Source organism: Thalassotalea agarivorans (genome assembly GCF_030295955.1).
Classification (GTDB): domain Bacteria; phylum Pseudomonadota; class Gammaproteobacteria; order Enterobacterales; family Alteromonadaceae; genus Thalassotalea_D; species Thalassotalea_D agarivorans.
Genome location: NZ_AP027363.1, coordinates 1 through 20,374, shown reverse-complemented (window position 1 = coordinate 20,374; position 20,374 = coordinate 1). Strand labels below are relative to the sequence as shown.

The window sequence follows — 20,374 nt, the reverse complement described above, 5'->3', positions numbered from 1 at the left end:
GCAAGCTAATACGTTATGGGGCTGTTACAATATCCTTTAAGCGCAGTGGCTTGCTTGAGTGAACGATGATCGCCATACTCACTTTAGGATACACTTTGAAAACCATCAAGTTGCCAACATCTTCTTCTGGCATCACATATTCGCCGCTGTCTTCTCCCATGCGCTCCCATGCAGATGCATCTTCACGATAAACAGGGCCGCCTGAGGTTTCAACTACAGCTGGGCTGGTACGTTTAACTGCCATAACCTGACCCACTTCAATTTGGGCTTCGCTACCGCGGTTGATCATAACAACGTCAAATCGACCAAATTCACGAATATCGCTAATCGACTTAATAATAACGCCACGCTGATCTTCTGTTGCTGCTTTCATCTCAATGTATGAGTCGATAGGCTCAACACTGTTTACTGGCAGAACATAAGTGCCTTGTCTAATTTCACGGTTTGCTTGATCTACATAAACAGTAGATGGCTTCTTCTCTGCCATATTGCCGGTTGCAAGTGCTTTACCTGTACCTACTAATACCGCGTAGTAACCAAGTGATTCGCCTGTTTCTAAATCGAATAGTTCGTCACCTTTACGATAGAACGCGTAGCTTTTGCCTACCACTAAGTCATCGTTAACATAAACATTGAAGCCATCGATGCTACGTTTGTAACCTTCGTCGCTACCAATGATGTACGGAAGATCTTCTAGCTGCTGCTCTGTAAATACGCTGTCGTATTTTAAAAACGGTGCGATCTCACTTAATGGTACAGTGCCTACAGCACCTTCATCTTTGCCAACCTTTCGAGACTCTGGAGACCACTTTAATTGTGGCTTTTCTTTAACCAACATAGGCTCGCCGTTCTCGTCATAAACGAGTCGTAGTACGTCGCCTGGGAAAATAAGGTGTGGATTATTGACTTCAGGATTGATTCGCCACAGCTTAGGCCAAAGCCATGGTTCCTTAAGGAATACCCCTGAAATATCCCAAAGAGTGTCGCCCTTTTTAACTATGTAAGTTTTTGGAGCATCTTGATTTACCGCTAATTCATCAGCCACTGACATCAGCGGCAAACAAAGGCTTATTATTGTTAATATTATTTTTTTTAACATGCAACCCTGCCTATTGTTACTGCATTTTTCCTAAATAACTATGATTGTTGTCATTAAATCGCTAAAATTGAAACATAACACTGTATTTATTTTTAAGCGACTTGTTTTAGTAAATTATGGCTATATTACCAGTTTTACGCTTTCCTGATGAAAGATTAAGAACAAAAGCAACAAATGTCGAGCAAATTGACGATAAAATTCGTAGAATTGTTGAAGACATGTTGGAAACTATGTATGCAGAAAAGGGTGTAGGGCTTGCTGCCACGCAGGTTGACGTCCATAAGCGCATCGTTGTAATGGATGTTTCTGAAGAAGGAAACGATCCAAAAGTATTCATTAATCCTGAAATTATCAAGAAAAGCGAAGAAACCTTCATTAACGAAGAAGGTTGTTTGTCTGTTCCTGGCTGCTATGCAAAGGTTACTCGTCACGAACGTGTTACCGTTAAAGCGCTAGACAAAGATGGCAAAGAATTCACCTTAGATGGCGATGAACTGTTGAGTATTTGTATTCAACATGAACTTGACCACCTTGCAGGAGTTCTATTTGTAGACTATCTATCTCCTTTAAAGCGCAAGCGCATACAAACTAAGCTAGACAAAGAAGCTCGTTTAGCCCAACGCGCCTAATCGACAATCTAAAGGGTTCAATGTGACCAAACCATTACGTATTGTGTTCGCAGGAACACCTGACTTTGCGGCGCAGCATCTTGCTGCGCTGATTGATTCTCATCACGACGTTGTTGCCGTTTATTGTCCGCCAGACAAACCTGCCGGACGCGGTAAAAAGTTAACCGCGTGCGCAACAAAGCAGCTAGCGTTAAGCCACGATTTAACGGTAGAACAACCTGCTAACTTCAAAGCAGCGGAAGATGTTGCTCACCTAGCCTCATATAATGCTGATGTTATGGTGGTGGTTGCCTATGGTTTGCTTTTGCCTAAATCCGTATTAGAAACACCTAAACTTGGGTGTGTTAATGTCCATGGCTCTATTTTGCCAAAATGGCGAGGTGCTGCGCCGATTCAACGTTCGTTAGAAGCTGGCGATAGCGAAACCGGCGTCACCATTATGCAAATGGACGAAGGCCTTGATACTGGCGATATGATTTTAACCGCTACCTGCCCTATTACTTTGCAAGACACGAGTAACGACCTTTATCAAAAGCTTGCTGAGCTTGGTCCTAAAGCACTAGTTGAAGCGCTAGATAAAATGGCAAGTGGCGACTACCCTCGCATCCCACAAGATAATGCGCTGGCAAATTATGCGCACAAGCTGACTAAAGAAGAAGCCGAGCTTAATTTTGACCAACCGGCGGACGTATTAGATAGAAAGATTCGCGCGCTTCAGCCTTGGCCAATCTGCCAGTTTAATAAGCTAGTTGGCGATAAAGCCCATAAAATCAGAGTGTGGAAAGCACAAGCCATTGCGCAAACAGCCACGGCTGCTGCGGGAACAATAGTATCTGTAACAAAAGCAGGTATCGACGTTGCCACTAGCGAAGGAGTACTTCGTTTAGAGCAACTACAATTGCCTGGTAAAAAACCCTTATCTGCGGCTGACATCATCAATGGCAGAGCGGATTGGTTTCAGGTTGGGCAAGACATTACGCAAGGTTAACTATGGCGGCAAATATTCGTGCACTAGCAGCAAAAGCGTTGTTTCAGGTAGTTGATAAAGGCCGAAGTTTATCGGACGTATTGCCCGAGCTTCAGCAAAAGGCCGAAGCTAAAGATAAAGCGCTGCTACAAGAAATTTGTTATGGCGTATTGCGCGTATTACCCGAACTAGAAGCGTCATTAAAAGATTTAGTGACCAAACCGCTCAAAGGGAAAACAAGAAGTACGCACTTTCTCATGCTAGTTGGCGCTTACCAACTAAAATATATGCGCATACCCGATCACGCTGCTATTAATGAAACCGTTAATGCTACAAAAGCGCTAAAAACAGATTTTCTGCGCGGCATGGTTAATGGCGTTTTGCGTAATCTTCAGCGCAACCAACCATCCATTGATGAAAACGCAAGCGATCCGGTTAAATTTAACCATCCGTCTTGGTTTATTAAGCAAATCAAAAACGCGTATCCACAGCAATGGCAAAACATTCTAGAGAATAATCAACACAAGCCGCCAATGTGGTTGCGTGCAAATGCGCGCACCAATAGCGCACAAGAGTATGTATCCTTGCTAGGGCAAGCGAACATTAGTGTCGTGCGTATAGACTCTAACAGTGACGCCATTTTATTAGAAAAACCGACAGACGTTAGCGTATTACCTGGTTTTGAACAAGGCGCTGTTTCCGTGCAAGATGGCGCGGCGCAACAAGCGGCAACACTAATTAATTGCCAAGCAAATGAACGCATTCTTGATATATGCGCAGCTCCTGGCGGTAAAACCTGCCACATGCTTGAGCTAACCCCTGATATCGCTGAAATGGTGGCAATTGATATCGACGGTAATCGTTTGGCTCGTGTACAAGAAAACTTAGAGCGCATATCGCTAAACGCTGAACTTATAGAAGCCGATGCCAGTCAACCCAAAACCTGGTGGGACGGCAAGCAATTTGATCGCATTTTGCTGGACGCGCCCTGCTCTGCTACCGGCGTTATCCGTCGCCACCCTGATATAAAATGGCTGCGTAAAGCCAGTGATATCGACGTACTAGTAGAGCTACAACAGCAAATATTGGACGCTAGTTGGCAATTGCTTAAGCCTGGCGGCACCCTACTTTACGCGACTTGTAGTATTCTGCCTCAAGAAAACAAAGATCAAGTCGATGCCTTTTTAAAACGACAATCTGACGCAACATTAGTACCTATCGAGCAGAGTCAAGACGACATCGGTTGGCAAATATTACCGAATGAACACTCGATGGATGGATTTTATTACGCTAAGATAATGAAATCATAAAGATAAGCATTGTTCTTATACTTGGTTTCTGATCATGAAAATAATAATTATCGGTGCCGGACAAGTTGGTGGCACACTCGCAGAAAACCTTGTTGGTGAGCGTAATGAAATTACGTTAATCGACATTGATGGCGATCGTTTGCGCGAGCTTCAAGACAAAATGGATTTACAGGTGGTTACAGGACAAGGTTTCCACCCAGATGTATTAGAAAAAGCCGGTGCTGAAGACGCCGACATGATCATTGCGGTCACCAGTGACGACGCTACCAATATGGTTGCCTGCCAAGTTTGTTATTCCCTGTTCTTAACCACTACTAAGATAGCGCGTATACGTAGCGAACAAGTTTTAGTAAAGCGCGACGAGTTATTTCACAATAAACATCTGCCAGTAGATCACGTTATTGCACCTGAACAACTTGTCACATCTGATATTGCCCGCTTAATCAGCTACCCTGGTGCATTACAAGTACTCGACTTTGCCGGCGGTAAAGTCTCTCTCGTGGCGGTTAAAGCCTACTATGGCGGATTACTCGTTGGCCATGCCCTATCTGCGCTTAAAGAACATATTCCTAATGTCGATACCCGCGTTGCCGCGATTTACCGTAACGGTAAACCAATTAGGCCTTTAGGAACAACCGTTATCGAAGCCGATGACGAAGTATTTTTCATTGCCGCAAGTAAGCATATACGCGCTGTAATGAACGAACTACAAAAATTAGAGCCTGCATATAGCCGTATCATGATTGCAGGTGGCGGTAACATTGGCGCAGGCCTTGCCAGAATTTTAGAGAAGAACCATCAGGTTAAGCTAATAGAGCGTAATCCTGAGCGTGCTAAAAAATTAGCGAACGAGCTTGAAAGCACTATTGTATTCTCTGGTGATTCATCAGATCACGAACTATTACAAGAAGAACACATAGACCAATTTGACGTTTTTATTGCGGTCACCAACGACGATGAAGCTAATATCATGTCATCCTTGCTTGCTAAGCAACTCGGTGTGCGCAAAACCATGGTGCTTATTCAACGTAATGCCTACATCGATCTAGTTCATGGCAGTAATATCGATATTGCCATTTCGCCGCAACATGCGACAATTTCAGCACTCCTTACCCACGTACGTAAAGGTGCGATTGATAACGTCTATAGTTTGCGTGGTGGTGCCGCAGAGGCAATAGAAATCGTTGCAAAAGGCGATGAAAAGTCCTCAAAGGTAGTGGGTAGAACGGTTAAGTCTTTGAAATTACCTCCAGGCACAACCATTGGTGCCATCGTGCGTGGCGACGAAGTGGTCATAGCCCATTCAAACACCCTTATTCATGAAGAAGATCATGTCATCCTATTCTTGGTCAACAAGAAGTACATTTCAGACGTAGAGAAGCTGTTCCAGGTAAGTGCAATAAGTTACTTTTAGGCATACTGATATTTGGCTAATCGCACACCTATTGCCGGCGATAAGCAAGCTTAAATGCGGGCGCCATTAAAAGAACGAACGTTCGTTTTATATGTGAAGTAGAGTATATTTTTCTTATTTTGGTTAGGTAATTGTTACAGCCTATCTGTTATTTCTTCAGTTTCCATCTACAAAAGTTTTAGCATACTGTTGAGAACCATCTTTGTTTCTATTAGTGTATGATTTACTTTATTTTTTACGCTTTATTGGTGTGTCTTTACTTGGGGGGGCATTTACCTTGTAAGGTCGCAAAAATAAGTTATTAGCTTTCAAGGAGAGAAAATTGAAACATCTAATAATAACTATTCTTTTATTTGCATCTGTAGTCGCAAAAGCTGATGACAGTAAGGAAATTGATTTACTAGCTAAGCCTATTTTAGAGTTGTTTAAAAAAGGAGATATAAGCAATGTTGGTAGTAAAGCGTTAGCCAATAGCTCTATTAGCGATTACATAAGTAAAGCCGATTTAGTTCAAACAGATAGCCAGTTTTATGGTTATTTAAATGTTTTAGGTGAATTCTATTCTGTAGAATTAATTCATCAACAAGGTATCGAAGGAACATTTATTACACGTTGGTATGTTTTGAAGTATAAACGCCAACCAGCATTAATAAGTCTCGAATTTTACAAAGCTAAGGATAAATGGGAAGTTCACTCGATAAACCTAAAGCTTGAGCTTGATGATTACTTTGAAGAGAGATCAAAAATAGAAATTGGCAAATTAGGTATCAAAGAAAGCTAACAAGCCAATAAAGTGGCGGGACTGCTAAAGATTGTTCGGTTCCGCTTCGCTGAACTTATTAGCAAGCTATTATCAGCCCCTCATGCGGGCTTTGTATGACTAGATGGAATTAGCAATAAAAATGACATTGAAAGGACGGTTTTTTGGAGCAGTAGCAGTCGGCGTAAGTACATATTTGGCTTTCTTAGTTGTAGGGCAAATAGACTTAGCTAGCGATTTGATGGCTACATTGAAATCCTGTGAGCAAGAGCTGCTTTCTGATTGTGTAAGATCACAAGAATCTACTCGATTAGTTAGCCGTTGGGACGGTAATTTAAAATTTTACTGGGTACTGAGTGTGCTTTGTGTGTTGGTAGTAGGTTATATTTCTCCGAAGCCAAGTAAAAAATAAGTTTCGTTTAAAAAAGTATTAAAAACTGCGCCAAACACATAGCAATGCAACAAAGCGACAGGATGTAAAAAACATGAATGCTAATCAAACGATGAATAAGTTGTTTGTTTTGGTTTTGTCCTATCTATTTGTATTTACTGTAAATGCAAATGAAGTACTTTTGCGCCCAGACAATCAAGCCAGAGCCTATTGCCATAAAAGTAATAAAACTATCTGTACGGTGGTAGTCGAAGGTATTTCCACCGATGTTAGCGCTATTGAGAACAAAAATATCGGCAAATTGGGTATTGCGCCAAAAGAAGACTATGACAACGTCGTCACTTTTCCATCTAAATGGTTACGTTCTAGTAAAGACGGTGATTTGATTGAATTTACAACAAAGGCTTGGTTAAAAGGTCAAGTATATACTGTTCGGGGTACTGTGTTTATCGATGAAAACGGTAAATACCTGCATCAATAAAATCAAATATAATAAGCGACTTAAAGAATGGTGCTAATAGTAGCCCTTATGCTTTGAGGGATTTAATCGCGCCAAAATGCTGGCGTAAACAGAACCAGTAAGGTAAAGATTTCCAGTCGGCCAAACAACATAGCGATAATCAGTGTCCACTTACTAGTGTCGTTGATTGACGAGAAGTTAGCTGCCACCTCGCCCAAGCCAGGGCCTAAGTTATTTAAACAAGCCACTACTGCGGTAAACGCTGTAAGCTCGTCTAAGCCGGTTGCCATTAGAATAAGCATGCAAATAATAAAGACAGCAGCATAAGCCGAGAAAAAGCCCCATATCGCTTCTACTACGCGATTAGGCAGCGCTTTTGCGCCAAGCTTGATAGAGAACACTGCTTTAGGGTGCACAAGTTTTTTAAGTTCACGAATGCCCTGCAAGTAAAGAAGTAGTACTCGTACTACTTTCATACCACCACCGGTACTGCCGGCGCAGCCACCAATAAAGCTAGAGAAGATAAGTAATAAAGGTAGTAAGGTTGGCCAAGCGGCGAAATTGTCGGTGGCAAAGCCTGCGGTAGTACTAATAGAAACGGATTGAAACAGCGCCTGATCTAGCGCTTGGTTGGCGCTGTCGTAGGTACCATGAGTAACCAGCACTAAGAAACAAATTAAAGTAATAGCAAACTGGATACCGATGAATACTTTAAACTCTGGATCGTAAAAATAGGTTCTAATCGAGCGATTGGTTACAGCAGCATAATGCAAAGCAAAGTTAATACCGGCAATTATAAGAAATACCACACAAATAAGATTTATAACTGGGCTATTAAAGTACCCTATCGATGCGTCATGTGTTGAAAAACCGCCAATTGCAATCGTTGAAAAGGCGTGACATATCGCGTCAAAAGCTGACATACCCGCAAGCCAGAACGCTAATGCACAAGATATGGTTAAGGTTAAATAAATATACCAAAGATGCTTTGCCGTATCGGCAATCCTGGGGGTCATCTTAGAGTCTTTTACCGGCCCCGGAGTTTCGGCTCTGTATAACTGCATACCACCGATACCTAACATAGGTAATACGGCTACCGCTAAAACGATAATACCCATACCACCAAGCCATTGCAGTTGCTGTCGGTAATACAATACTGCATGTGGTAAGCCATCTATGTGGGTGAGTATGGTTGCACCCGTGGTAGTTAAACCAGAAAATGACTCAAAGAAGGCGTCGGTAATGGTTAAATTAGGTTCACTGGTTAAAATAAGCGGTATTGCTGAAAAGCTTGCTAAAACCACCCAAAACAAGACTACGATCAGAAAACCCTCTCGAGCCCTCAATTCACTTTTTTGATCTCTATTGGGGTACCAGGTTAACAAACCGGTGACGATACAAAACACAAATGCCATCAAGAAAGGCACACCGCCGCCATCTCGATAAATGAGCGAAACGAAAGCAGGCGGCAACATAGTAACGCTCAGTAGCGCAACTAACAGCCCTAATATCCTTACTATATTTCTATATTGCACAGTGTCTTTTTATCTAGTTTCTTTTAGTTGTATTTGCCCAGCAGATACATTTGTTATTTTTTCACAAAATGCTGTTTCATTAGCTAACGGTATTTCAACCACCAAATCAATCGACTCAGCAAAGGTTTGACTAATAATAGCACCGTCTAACGATTCAACAATGCGTTGAATATCATTTATTTGTGTATATTGACACGCTAAGCTCCTATGCACCATAGGAATTTTTACTTTTGTTGGCAACTTGGCTAAGGCTTCTTTAACGCTGCCGCCATAGGCACGTTGTAATCCGCCAGTACCCAATTTAACACCTCCAAAATACCTTACAACAACGGCGCACAACTCGCCTAAGCCACTGCCTTGAACCACAGCAAACATCGGCTTTCCCGCAGTACCGCTAGGTTCACCATCATCGGAAAAGCCATAAACTTGGGTATTATTGGGTGCGCCAGCGACAAAAGCGTAGCAATGGTGAGAAGCTGTTGGGTGAGCTTGTTGAATAGACTCTATAAACGTCTTTGCCTCATTAGGCGACGTGACATGTTCAATATAACAAATAAAACGGCTCTTATTAACGATGGTTTCGTCAATTAAAGCCGTTGCAGGTACAGAATAAGCCGACATTAAAATGTGTATTAGTCTAAGCCGTGATCTCGGGTCATATTTTCATTCCCCTGCGGGTGAACAATAATATTGTCTTCGATACGAATACCACCAAACGGTTTAAATAAGTCGACATTTGTCCAGTTAATTTGATCACCAAAGCCATCGTTTTTGGCTTGCTGCAATAGTGAATCAATGAAGTACAAACCTGGCTCTATAGTAAACACCATACCAGCTTCAACAGGTCGACTTGTACGTAAGAACGGATGTTCGGTCGGACTTGCAACATGGGTACCTGTATCATCTGCCATAAAGCCGCCAACGTCATGTGTTTGCAAGCCTAAATGATGGCCTAAACCATGCGGAAAGAACGCCGAAACAACGCCACTTTCAACGGCAGATTCTGGCGCTACGGTAATAAAGTTAAACTCTGACAATACTTTTGCGACTTCAAAATGCGTTTGAATGTGAAGGTCCACATAGCTAGTATCGGCTTGTAGTTTCTCGACAGCCGCTAACATTAAATTATCCATTCTAGCGATTAACGCGGCAAACTCATTGTTTTCAAATGCATAGGTGCGGGTAATGTCTGAGGCATAGCCATGGAAATTTGCACCCGCATCAATTAAAAATGAGCGATGTTCGAATGGTGTTTCTTTTTCTAAAGCGGTGTAATGAAGTATCGAAGCATTTTCATTAAGGGCTACGATATTGCCATAAGGTGTTTCATTCGCAGTATGCCCTGTAGCGGCGAGATAAGCTTGTTGAATATCAAATTCTGAACCACTTGCTAGAAATGTATTTTTGGCCGCTTGATGCCCTATTACCGCTTTAGCATTAGAAAGGCGCATACATTCTTGCTCATAAGGCGTTTTGTACGCTCTGTAGTAATGCAAGTAATGTAAAAAAGACGTTGGATTAATCTGAGAAAAGCCTAAAGATGCTGCATAGTCTTGATGTGCACCTACATAGGCAACATTGTTTAAACTAGTAGGTAAGTACTGCGCTATATCTTCTTTTTTTGCTATTAGCTTAATGTCAAAAAAAGACGTCCAGTAATCGTCTTGTAATTCATACACTTTATGCCAGAAATCAACCGGTTGATAATACACTAAAGTAGGTTTGCTACTACCGTCGACAATAATATAGCTATTGGTAACATCTGTTACAGGTACCCAATGTTTGAAGTGTGGGTTCGCTTTAAAAGGATAATGCATGTCATCTAAGAACACACCCAGATCCTGCCCAGAATGAATTACATAGCTATCCAGTTTATGTAGGGAAAGTGCATCTTTGGCACGCTTCATCAATGTTTCTAGATGAGCTGGATATAGCGAAGCTAAGGTTGTCATAATAAAATCCTGCGATGTGCAAATTGCACTTTTTATACGTTGCTCTACAATATGCCTAATTTTAGCTAATTAAGCGACAATATGTCAGAAACCACAGACTATGTACTTGATACGCTCGGCCTAAGATGCCCAGAGCCAGTCATGATGATCAGACAAAAAGTCAGAAAGATGGATATCGGTGAAACGTTATTGGTTATTGCTGATGATCCGGCAACGACTCGAGATATCCCGAGTTTTTGTCGTTTTATGGACCATCAACTTGTTTCGCAAAAAACCGATGAAAAACCCTTTCATTACGTTATTCGAAAAGGTGAACAATAAATAAGGCGCTTGAAGCGCCTTATTTTATTGAAGTAATGATATATCCGCTATTGCTAAGAAGCGTTCTCTAATCGCATTTAACAAGGTTAAACGGTTCTTTTTAATCGCTTCATCATCTGCCATCACCATAACATTATCAAAGAAAGCATCAACTGGCTCTCTTAAGTTAGCTAAGCTAGATAACGTACCCTGGTAATCTGCTGCAGCCAATTTAGGTGTTATATCCTGCTCTACACTAGCAAAGGTTGTCGCTAGCTCTGTTTCAGCCGCTTCAGTCGCTAATGATGCGTCAAATGTATCTGACAATGCGCCATCGTATTTAGCTAGGATATTACCAACACGTTTATTTGCCGCTGCCAATGACGCTGACTGCTCTAACCCTCTAAAATAAGTTACCGCTTTAATGCGCTTATCAAAGTCTAACGGTGCTGTTGGCGCTTTAGCTAGTACAGCTAAAATTACGTCGATTGCAACGCCTTGTTCTTGGTAAAACGCTTTGAAACGTCCCATTACGAAGTCGATTACATCACTAGCTGTGTTAGCGTTTGTAAGCTTGTCTCCATATAGCGCTATGCTCTTCTCTACAAGTGTCGCAATGTCTAGTGGTAAGTCTTTTTCAATAATAATACGAATAACGCCAATAGCTGCACGTCGCAAAGCAAAAGGGTCTTTGTCACCTTTAGGTGGTTGATTAATACCGAATATACCAACAAGAGAGTCAATTTTATCTGCGATTGCTACAGCACTTCCAATGTTGCCTTTAGGTAATGCGTCACCAGCATAACGTGGTCTATATTGATCTTCTAATGCCTGAGCAATTGCGTCTGATTCTCCATCATGCTGTGCATAGTACTTACCCATTGTGCCCTGCACTTGAGGGAATTCGAGTACCATTTCAGACATAAGGTCTGTTTTACTTAATAAACCAGCGCGTTTAGCTGCTGCTTCATCTTCGTTCAATTGAGATGCAATTAAACCACTTAACGCACTTATGCGATCTGATTTGTCTTTTAGTGTGCCCAATTGTTTTTGAAACAAGACATTGGACAAGCTATCTAATCTTGATTCAAGTGATTGTTTTTTATCAGTTTTAAAAAAGAATTCTGCATCCGCCAAACGTGGACGAATAACTTTTTCGTTACCTTTAACAACCTCTTGAGGGTCTTTACTTTCAATGTTAGAAACAAAGATAAATTTATTTAAAAGCTCGCCTGACTTACTATTTACTGGAAAGTACTTCTGGTGATCTTTCATTGAATAAATTAAAGGTTCAGCCGGTACTTCAAGAAATGCCTCGTCAAAGCTACCTGTAAGTGTAACTGGCCACTCAACTAATGACGTTACTTCTTCAAGTAGGTCAGCATCAACCAAAGCGACACCATCTAAAGCGTCTGCTGCTGCATTAGCTTGCTCTACAATCATAGATTTACGCTGATCATAGTCGACTAAAACATAAGCCTGTTCTAGCAATGATTCATAGTTGTCAGCGTGGTCTAGCGTCAACAAACCGTTGCTATGGAAACGATGGCCTTGCAATTTATTGTCTGATTTAACACCAAGCGCTTCACCAGAAATTACACTATCACCAAACATCATGGTTAAAGTATGTACTGGTCTAATAAATTGAGTACGCGCGGAACCCCAACGCATCGGCTTAGGAATAGGTAGTTTCGAAAGCGTTTTATTTACCATGTCAGGTAACAATTCAGAAACGTGCTTACCAGTAACAGTAGCTTTATGAAGCAACCACTCGCCTTTATCTGTTTTTACTCGACCAGCTTGTTCTACAGTAATTCCATTAGAACGTGCCCAGCCTTCAGCGGCTTTACTAGCAACACCGTTTTCATCAAAAGCAACACTTACTGATGGGCCGCGCTTTTCAACAACAGCGTCTGCTTGCGCCGCTTCTAGAGAAGTTACTTTTACTGCTAAACGACGTGGTGTCGCAAACCACGTAATAGTGTCATAAGACAATTTAGCATCATCAAGTTGAGCTTTAATACCCTCAAAAAAGCTAGTAGCTAATGTTTTTAGAGATTTTGGTGGTAACTCTTCAGTACCAAGTTCGATAAGTAATGTGTCTTTGTTCATCATTAACTACCTTGCTCAACATTCTTACACAATGGAAAATCTAATGCTTCACGTGCTGCATAGTAAGCTTCAGCACATGCTTTTGATAAGGTGCGTACGCGTAATATGTAACGTTGTCTTTCTGTCACAGATATAGCGTGGCGAGCATCAAGTAAGTTAAACGCATGAGATGCTTTCATTACTTGTTCATATGCTGGCAACGGTAAACCTTTTTCAATGAGTAATTGGCTTTCCTTTTCACATTGATCAAACTGCGCAAACAGTGCATCAACGTCTGCGTATTCAAAGTTGTAAGTAGACTGCTCTACTTCATTCTGATGGAATACATCGCCATACAATACTTTACCCATTGGACCGTCGGTCCAAACAAGATCATAAATGCTATCCACATTTTGGATGTACATAGCTAGGCGCTCTAAACCGTAAGTAATCTCACCCGTTACCGGTGCACACTCTAAGCCACCAACTTGTTGGAAATAAGTAAACTGAGTAATTTCCATGCCGTTCAACCAAACTTCCCAGCCTAATCCCCAAGCACCAAGTGTTGGCGATTCCCAGTTATCTTCAACAAAACGAATGTCATGGACAAGTGTGTCTATGCCAAGCTCTTGCAATGAGTCTAAGTAAAGTTGCTGGATATTCTTAGGAGACGGCTTAAGCATTACTTGGAATTGATAGTAGTGCTGCAGACGATTAGGGTTTTCACCGTAACGACCATCTGTAGGACGACGACACGGTTGCACGTATGCGCTACTCATAGGCTCTGGACCTACGGCACGTAAGAATGTCATCGGATGGAAAGTACCGGCACCTACTTCTAAATCAAGTGGCTGAATGATGACACAACCTTGTCTGGCCCAAAAATCTTGCAATTGCAGGATTAAGCCTTGAAACGTCTTTATATTAAAGTTACTCATGACTCTGATCTGTTAATGGTTTTTAGCATCGAAAGTCGGGCATTATACCTTTTGCGCGCTCATTCCTCTAGGGTTAATAAGCGAACAATTGTTGATAAAATGAAACTTATTCAAAGCGATGACTAAATAAGAATTAAAAAAGAAAGATAAGTTGTCGCAAAGACAAAAATGCCCGATATGGTGACCGGGCATTTTTTATACTAGATATCTAAGTTAGATACTTTCAACGCGTTGTCTTCAATGAAGTCTCGCCTTGGTTCAACTTGGTCGCCCATAAGCGTGTTGAACAACTGGTCGGCAGCTATCGCATCTTCTATCGTAACGCGAAGCATACGGCGTGTTTCAGGGTCCATGGTTGTTTCCCAAAGTTGATCTGGGTTCATTTCACCAAGTCCCTTATAACGCTGGATGTATTGACCGCGACGAGATTCAGCCATTAACCAATTAAGCGCTTCTTCAAACGATGTTACTGGCTTAACCTTTTCACCACGTTTAACGTATGCACCCTCTTCCATTAAGCCGTTAATTGCATTATTTAGCTTAATAATAGAAGCAAACTCTTTAGACTGAATTAAATCGAAACTCATGTCGTATTGTCTATCGATACCGTGTTGGCGAACATTAAATGTTGGTGCAAAAATACCACGTTCAGTATTTTCTTTTACTTCTAACGAATATAAAGAACCGTTGGCGTCTAGGTTTTCTAAAGACTTCAATAAGTCTGCAGACCAAGCGTCAACTTTTGCTTTGTCATTGAAGTCTTCTGCGTTGATAGGCTGCGTATAAACCATTTCTTCTAATATCTCAGTTGGCATAATTCTGCCTAACGTTGAAATAGTATGCATGGTATCTCTGTACTGATTAACTAAAGATTCCAATGCTACCTCAGAAATAGCTGGCGCAGATTCGTTTACATGGATAGAAGCACCTTCTAACGCTAATGTTGTTAGATACTCTGTAAGTGCTTCGTCATCTTTAATATAACGTTCTTGCTTACCTTTCTTAACCTTATATAGAGGTGGCTGAGCGATAAACACATGGCCTCTCTCCATAATCTCAGGCATTTGACGATAGAAGAATGTTAGCAATAGCGTACGAATGTGAGAACCATCGACATCAGCATCGGTCATTATAATAATGCTGTGATAACGCAGTTTTTCTGGATCATATTCGTCGCGTCCAATGCCTGTGCCTAAAGCAGTAATCAACGTACCTACTTCAGCAGAAGAAATCATCTTATCGAAACGAGCTTTCTCTACGTTAAGAATTTTACCTTTAAGTGGCAAAATAGCTTGGTTCTTACGGTTACGACCCTGCTTAGCAGAACCGCCCGCTGAGTCACCCTCCACTATATATAGTTCAGATAATGCGGGGTCTTTTTCTTGGCAGTCTGCAAGTTTACCTGGCAATCCTGCGATATCTAGCGCACCTTTACGACGTGTCATTTCACGTGCCTTACGTGCTGCTTCACGCGCTCTAGCAGCGTCTATTATCTTCATGACAATAGTTTTAGCAGTACCAGGATTTTCTAGTAGGTAGTCTCCTAGCTTTTCACCCATCGCTTGTTCTACTGCAGTTTTAACTTCAGAAGAAACTAACTTATCTTTAGTTTGAGAAGAGAACTTAGGGTCAGGTACTTTAACAGAGATAACAGCAGTTAAACCTTCTCGTGCGTCATCACCTGAGGTATTTGTTTCACCTTTCTTAGTTTTATTAAGTCCTTCTTTTACCATATAGCTATTTAGCGTTCTGGTTAAAGCTGCTCTAAAACCACTTAAGTGAGTACCACCATCTCGTTGAGGAATGTTATTAGTAAAACAGAAAATATTTTCCTGGAAACCATCATTCCATTGCATGGCAACTTCTACCACAATGCCGTCTTCACGCGCCAAATCGAAATAAAAAATTTCTTCGTTAACTGGCGTTTTGTTGGTATTTAAATAATCAACGAACGCTTGAATACCACCTTCATAATGGAAGTGCTCTTCCTTACCTTCTTCGCGTTCATCGATTAGACGAATTGAAACACCAGAGTTTAGGAAAGATAATTCACGAATACGTTTTACTAAGATGTCGTAGTGAAATTCAATATCAGAAAAGATTTCAGCGCTTGGCCAAAAACGAACTTCTGTTCCAGTGTGGTCACTTGTTCCAACTTCAGCTAAAGGCGCTTTAGGCTCACCTAAATGATACTCTTGTTCATGAAGTTTACCGCCACGACGAATCGTTAACGTAAGTTTGTCACTTAACGCATTAACTACTGAAACACCAACACCATGTAGACCACCAGAGACTTTATAACCAGAGTCTTCTCCACCGAACTTACCACCAGCATGTAGAACCGTCATGATAACTTCAGCTGCCGACACACCTTCTTCAGGGTGAATTTCTGTTGGGATACCACGACCATCATCTCGTACAGAAACAGAGCCATCTAAGTGAATAGTCACTACAATGTCATTACAATGCCCTGCTAAAGCCTCATCAATCGAGTTATCCAAAACCTCGAAAACCATGTGGTGTAAACCAGTGCCATCATCCGTGTCACCAATATACATACCTGGTCTTTTTCTTACCGCATCTAAGCCTTTTAGGACTTTGATACTGGACGAGTCATATTCATTTTCAACTGTCATAGCTTATAGCCTACTCACTCTTTACTGTTAATGTTCCATGTTCCACGTGGAACATTTTAAAATTTCCTTTGATAGAATCATACAATTCTTTCAATATTCCTTCTTCGATAGCCGTAATAATTATTTGACTATCTAACTTACTAAGCGCTTTTGATACCGCTGTTCTTGATGTTGTATCAAGCTCAGCACCAAAATCGTCTATAAGTAAAATTGGTTTTACTCGTTGTGCTTTGGCTATTAGCGATGTTTGTGCCAAAGTCAGAGCGAGTAAAAACAACTTTTGTTGTCCTCGAGACAAAGATATATCTACCGGTGTTTGTTTACAGGTAAATCGTAAATCAAACTTATGTGCACCGTATTGACTATATCCTTGCATCAATTCTTTATCTAAAGCATCAGCTAGTTGATCTTCTAATGCCTTTGCTTTATTCCATCCATAGAAATAAGCGATTTCTAAATCTTGTTTAACTTGTGGCAGTAATATGGCTAACCACTCTTCAAGTTCGCTTGTTAACTCTTCAATATACTTTTTACGTATCTGAGTAATGTCATTACTCAAGCTAACAAACTGCTGATCCCAATATTGTAACGTTCGTTTGTCTTTGATTTTTAAACAAGCGTTACGTTGTTTAAGCACTCGAGAAAAGTCTTTCCATAAATGCAAAAACTCATGTTTCACGTGAAACATTCCCAAGTCGACAAATTTTCTGCGCTCTTTTGGGCCACCAAAAAACAATTTGAAGCTTTCTGGTGTCACAATCTGAACAGCAAAATGGCTGGCCAGTTGAGATAACTTATTTGACTTTTCACCGTTAATTTTTATTAACGTGGAAGTGCTTTGTATGTCTCTACTTAAACCTAAGCGATTACTTTTATCGTCAAGCAAGCTAACAACAAACTGCTGCTCACCAAGCGCTGCTAATTTATTAACCTTGGTCGTTCTGAACGACTTACCATGTCCAACAAAAAAAAGCGCTTCTAATATACTGCTTTTACCACTGCCGTTATTTCCAAGAATAACATTAACCTGTGGGTCGAACTCTACTGACGTATCTTTTAAATTTCTAAAATGCTGCGTATTAAATTTAACAACACTCATTACAATCGCATTGGCATTACTACGTATAACGCTTCGCTTGAATTACTACCTTCTAATACAACACTGCTGTTACCATCAGAAAGGGTAAACTTAACATCGTTGTCTTTAACAGCATTAAGCACATCAAGTACATAACTTACATTGAAACCAATCTCTACCGCTTCATAAGGGAAGTTAATTTCAATCACTTCTTCTGCTTGTTCTTGCTCTGGATTATTCGCTGTAATTTTAAGTTCGCTTTCCGCGAAATTTAAACGAACACCTTTGAATTTCTCATTAGACAAAATAGACGCGCGAGAAAGCACTTGTCTAAGTTCGTCTTTATTCGTTTCAAGTACCTTATCGCCATTTTGTGGCAGCACTCTGCGATAATCAGGGAAACGACCATCCACAAGTTTACTAGTAAATGAAAATGCTTTATCTACCATTCTTACGTGGTTAGCACCTAAATAAACTTGTACCGTTTCATCAACTGGGTCCAACAAACGAATAGTTTCTAAAATGCCTTTTCTTGGCACAATGACTTGGCGAGCAGGTAGTGACAAACCGTCTACTTTAATCTTACAAATCGCAAGTCTATGACCGTCTGTAGCAACACTTCTTATTTCATCGCCTTCAGTTTCAATCGACATACCGTTTAGGTAGTAACGAACATCTTGGTTTGCCATTGAGAAGTGCGTGCTTTCTATTAAGCGCAGTAAGTCAGCTTTAGATAAACTAAACTCTACATCGCCCTGCCACTGTTCAATGTTAGGGAAATCATTAGCAGATAACGTTGATAACGAGTAGCGGCTTCTACCGGTACTAATTTTTATTGCATCGTGATCTGATTCAAACGTTAGAACAGAATCTTCAGGAAGACTCTTACATATGTCGAGTAACTTGCGAGCAGGTACGGTTACTTTGCCGTCTTCACCTTGATTATCGATTTCTGCGTAAGAAACCATCTCAAGCTCTAAATCAGTGGCCGTCAAAGTAAGTGATTGCCCACTTACATCCATTAGTATATTACCAAGAATGGGTAATGTGCTTTTTCGTTCTACTGCACCTGATACTAATAAAAGCGGTTTTAATAAAGATTCCCTGTTTAACGAAAATTTCATCGTAAGCACCTGTTTGTTTATTTTTCTAAGACGATAACGTGCGAATTAAATTTGAATAATCTTCTTTTATGTCGTGCACTTCTTGACGAAGCGCTTCGACCTTTCTCGTCGCGTGTAAAACCGTAGTATGATCTCTACCACCAAACGCCTCTCCAATCTCTGGAAGACTATGGTTTGTTAGCTCTTTAGATAATGCCATTGCAATCTGTCTAGGTCTAGCAATTGAACGCGTTCTTCGTTTAGACAATATATCAGAGACTTTGATTTTATAATACTCGGCAACGGTTCTTTGGATGTTATCTATGGTCACCAATTTATCTTGTAAAGCCAACAGATCTCTTAACGCTTCTCTAACAAAATCTATGGTGATTGCACGGCCGGTAAAATTAGCATTTGCAATAACACGATTAAGCGCACCTTCAAGTTCACGAACATTGGACCTTAAACGCTTTGCAATAAAGAAGGCGACTTCGTCGGCTAGGTTAATGCTGCTCTCTTGCGCCTTCCTTTTTAGAATGGCTACACGTGTTTCTAGCTCTGGCGGATCGATCGCTATGGTTAAACCCCAACCGAAACGAGATTTTAATCTATCTTCTACCCCTTCAATTTCTTTTGGATATCTATCAGAGGTTAAAATTATTTGTTGGTTACCTTCTAATAAGGCATTAAAGGTATGAAAGAACTCTTCTTGTGTGCGTTCTTTATTTGCGAAGAATTGAATGTCATCTATAAGTAATGCATCAACACTGCGATAATATTGTTTAAACTTTTCTATAGCATTGTTTTGCAACGCCTTAACCATATCCTGAACAAAACGCTCAGAATGCATATAGGCGATTTTTGCATTTGGGTTATTCATTAAAATGCCATTACCCACCGCATGCAAAAGGTGAGTTTTACCTAGGCCCGTGCCGCCATATATAAATAGTGGGTTATAAGCGCTACCAGGATTGTCTGCTACTTGAGACGCTGCCGCTCTAGCCAGCTGGTTTGATTTACCTTCAACAAAATTATCGAAGGTATACTTAACTCGAATATTAGTGGTTTTAGGCAGATTGATTTCAGGTTCTACATTGACAGGTGCACTGCTCGTTGGCATTGGCGTAACTGCAGATGTATCAGCGTCATTACCATTTACCTTTTTACCTATGCTACCAACATCAAAACGCAGCTGCGGCGGATCATCAGGATCTTGTAACTTAACAAGTTCATTGATGCGCGATACATACTTATCTTTAACCCAATCGAGTACAAATCGATTTGGCGCGTAAAGCGTCATTACATTATTGTCTAATACACATTGGAGTGGACGGATCCACATACTAAACTGCTGAGCGGGCAATTCTTCTTGAAGTACAGATAAACATCTCTGCCAAAGTAATTGATCCAAAATGACTCCTAAAACCATGCTTCCTTGATGGCGCTATGCGGAATTACCTAACATATGGCAATGTTGGTAAATTCTTATAATTAGAATTGGTGAATAAGCTATTATCTACCCACTTATCCACAAGTGCAATATAGAAAAGAGTAATTTATACGTTTATTTCCGCTAAACCTCGTAAACCCATAAAAATTAAAGTTAAATAGTCGTGTTTACTACCTACAACCTCGACTTAACTGTGTATAAATATGGTTACTTATTCAACAGTAAACACGTATAAGCGACTTAAAATGTTATAAAACTGTG

Annotated in this window: 18 protein-coding genes; 8 read left to right on the top strand and 10 right to left on the bottom strand. The window is 40.8% G+C overall.

Annotated elements, in window-relative coordinates:
* Positions 1 to 13: 13 nt before the first annotated feature.
* Positions 14 to 1,099, bottom strand: a complete 1,086-nt coding sequence (locus tag QUD85_RS00090) for a LysM peptidoglycan-binding domain-containing protein (protein ID WP_093330813.1) — start codon at positions 1,097 to 1,099, stop codon at positions 14 to 16.
* Positions 1,100 to 1,215: 116 nt separating this feature from the next.
* On the opposite strand from QUD85_RS00090, the gene def reads away from it, so the two are divergent.
* The 7 genes from def (at position 1,216) to QUD85_RS00055 (ending at position 7,051) form a co-directional block, all read left to right on the top strand.
* Positions 1,216 to 1,728: a peptide deformylase gene (gene def, locus QUD85_RS00085; RefSeq protein WP_093330808.1), complete on the top strand. Its 513-nt coding sequence runs from the start codon at positions 1,216 to 1,218 to the stop codon at positions 1,726 to 1,728.
* A 22-nt stretch (positions 1,729 to 1,750) separates the two neighbouring features.
* Positions 1,751 to 2,716 (top strand): methionyl-tRNA formyltransferase, encoded by a 966-nt coding sequence (fmt, locus tag QUD85_RS00080; RefSeq protein WP_093330805.1) that lies wholly within the window; start codon positions 1,751 to 1,753, stop codon positions 2,714 to 2,716.
* Between the two features lie 2 nt (positions 2,717 to 2,718).
* On the top strand, positions 2,719 to 4,005 hold the full coding sequence (gene rsmB, locus QUD85_RS00075) for a 16S rRNA (cytosine(967)-C(5))-methyltransferase RsmB (protein ID WP_093330800.1): 1,287 nt from the start codon (positions 2,719 to 2,721) through the stop codon (positions 4,003 to 4,005).
* Between the two features lie 34 nt (positions 4,006 to 4,039).
* Positions 4,040 to 5,419 carry a Trk system potassium transporter TrkA gene (trkA, locus tag QUD85_RS00070; RefSeq protein WP_093330796.1) on the top strand — a complete coding sequence of 460 codons (1,380 nt, stop codon included), beginning with the start codon at positions 4,040 to 4,042 and terminating at the stop codon, positions 5,417 to 5,419.
* 322 nt (positions 5,420 to 5,741) lie between these two features.
* The gene (locus QUD85_RS00065; protein WP_093330794.1) at positions 5,742 to 6,200 is read left to right on the top strand and encodes a hypothetical protein; all 459 of its coding nucleotides are present in this window, start codon (positions 5,742 to 5,744) and stop codon (positions 6,198 to 6,200) included.
* A gap of 103 nt (positions 6,201 to 6,303) precedes the next feature.
* Entirely contained in the window at positions 6,304 to 6,591 is a 288-nt protein-coding gene (locus QUD85_RS00060; protein WP_143047959.1) for a hypothetical protein, read from the top strand.
* 73 nt (positions 6,592 to 6,664) lie between these two features.
* Complete coding sequence (locus QUD85_RS00055) at positions 6,665 to 7,051, top strand: hypothetical protein (protein WP_093330788.1); 387 nt, start codon at positions 6,665 to 6,667, stop codon at positions 7,049 to 7,051.
* Between the two features lie 62 nt (positions 7,052 to 7,113).
* Here the strand turns inward: QUD85_RS00055 and QUD85_RS00050 are convergent, their stop codons facing one another.
* The 3 genes from QUD85_RS00050 to pepQ form a co-directional block, all read right to left on the bottom strand.
* Positions 7,114 to 8,505 (bottom strand): TrkH family potassium uptake protein, encoded by a 1,392-nt coding sequence (locus QUD85_RS00050; RefSeq protein WP_407705082.1) that lies wholly within the window; start codon positions 8,503 to 8,505, stop codon positions 7,114 to 7,116.
* Between the two features lie 69 nt (positions 8,506 to 8,574).
* Positions 8,575 to 9,186, bottom strand: coding sequence for a YigZ family protein (locus QUD85_RS00045; RefSeq protein ID WP_093330783.1), 612 nt, complete (start codon positions 9,184 to 9,186; stop codon positions 8,575 to 8,577).
* 11 nt (positions 9,187 to 9,197) lie between these two features.
* Positions 9,198 to 10,517, bottom strand: a complete 1,320-nt coding sequence (gene pepQ, locus QUD85_RS00040) for a Xaa-Pro dipeptidase (protein ID WP_093330781.1) — start codon at positions 10,515 to 10,517, stop codon at positions 9,198 to 9,200.
* An 81-nt stretch (positions 10,518 to 10,598) separates the two neighbouring features.
* Between pepQ and tusA the strand changes: the two genes are divergently transcribed.
* Positions 10,599 to 10,838: a sulfurtransferase TusA gene (tusA, locus tag QUD85_RS00035; RefSeq protein ID WP_093330779.1), complete on the top strand. Its 240-nt coding sequence runs from the start codon at positions 10,599 to 10,601 to the stop codon at positions 10,836 to 10,838.
* A gap of 24 nt (positions 10,839 to 10,862) precedes the next feature.
* Here tusA and glyS read toward each other — a convergent pair whose 3' ends face one another.
* From glyS to dnaA, 6 genes are all read right to left on the bottom strand, one after another.
* A complete protein-coding gene (gene glyS, locus QUD85_RS00030) occupies positions 10,863 to 12,929 on the bottom strand; it encodes a glycine--tRNA ligase subunit beta (protein WP_093330776.1) in 2,067 nt (688 codons plus the stop codon).
* Between the two features lie 2 nt (positions 12,930 to 12,931).
* Positions 12,932 to 13,846 (bottom strand): glycine--tRNA ligase subunit alpha, encoded by a 915-nt coding sequence (gene glyQ / locus QUD85_RS00025; protein ID WP_093330773.1) that lies wholly within the window; start codon positions 13,844 to 13,846, stop codon positions 12,932 to 12,934.
* A 200-nt stretch (positions 13,847 to 14,046) separates the two neighbouring features.
* Positions 14,047 to 16,482 carry a DNA topoisomerase (ATP-hydrolyzing) subunit B gene (gene gyrB, locus QUD85_RS00020; protein ID WP_093330770.1) on the bottom strand — a complete coding sequence of 812 codons (2,436 nt, stop codon included), beginning with the start codon at positions 16,480 to 16,482 and terminating at the stop codon, positions 14,047 to 14,049.
* A 10-nt stretch (positions 16,483 to 16,492) separates the two neighbouring features.
* Complete coding sequence (gene recF / locus QUD85_RS00015; protein WP_093330767.1) at positions 16,493 to 17,581, bottom strand: DNA replication/repair protein RecF; 1,089 nt, start codon at positions 17,579 to 17,581, stop codon at positions 16,493 to 16,495.
* A complete protein-coding gene (gene dnaN / locus QUD85_RS00010; RefSeq protein WP_093330765.1) occupies positions 17,581 to 18,684 on the bottom strand; it encodes a DNA polymerase III subunit beta in 1,104 nt (367 codons plus the stop codon). The genes recF and dnaN overlap by 1 nt, the downstream gene beginning before the upstream one ends.
* A gap of 25 nt (positions 18,685 to 18,709) precedes the next feature.
* Positions 18,710 to 20,005 carry a chromosomal replication initiator protein DnaA gene (dnaA, locus tag QUD85_RS00005; protein WP_407705102.1) on the bottom strand — a complete coding sequence of 432 codons (1,296 nt, stop codon included), beginning with the start codon at positions 20,003 to 20,005 and terminating at the stop codon, positions 18,710 to 18,712.
* Positions 20,006 to 20,374 lie beyond the last annotated feature (369 nt).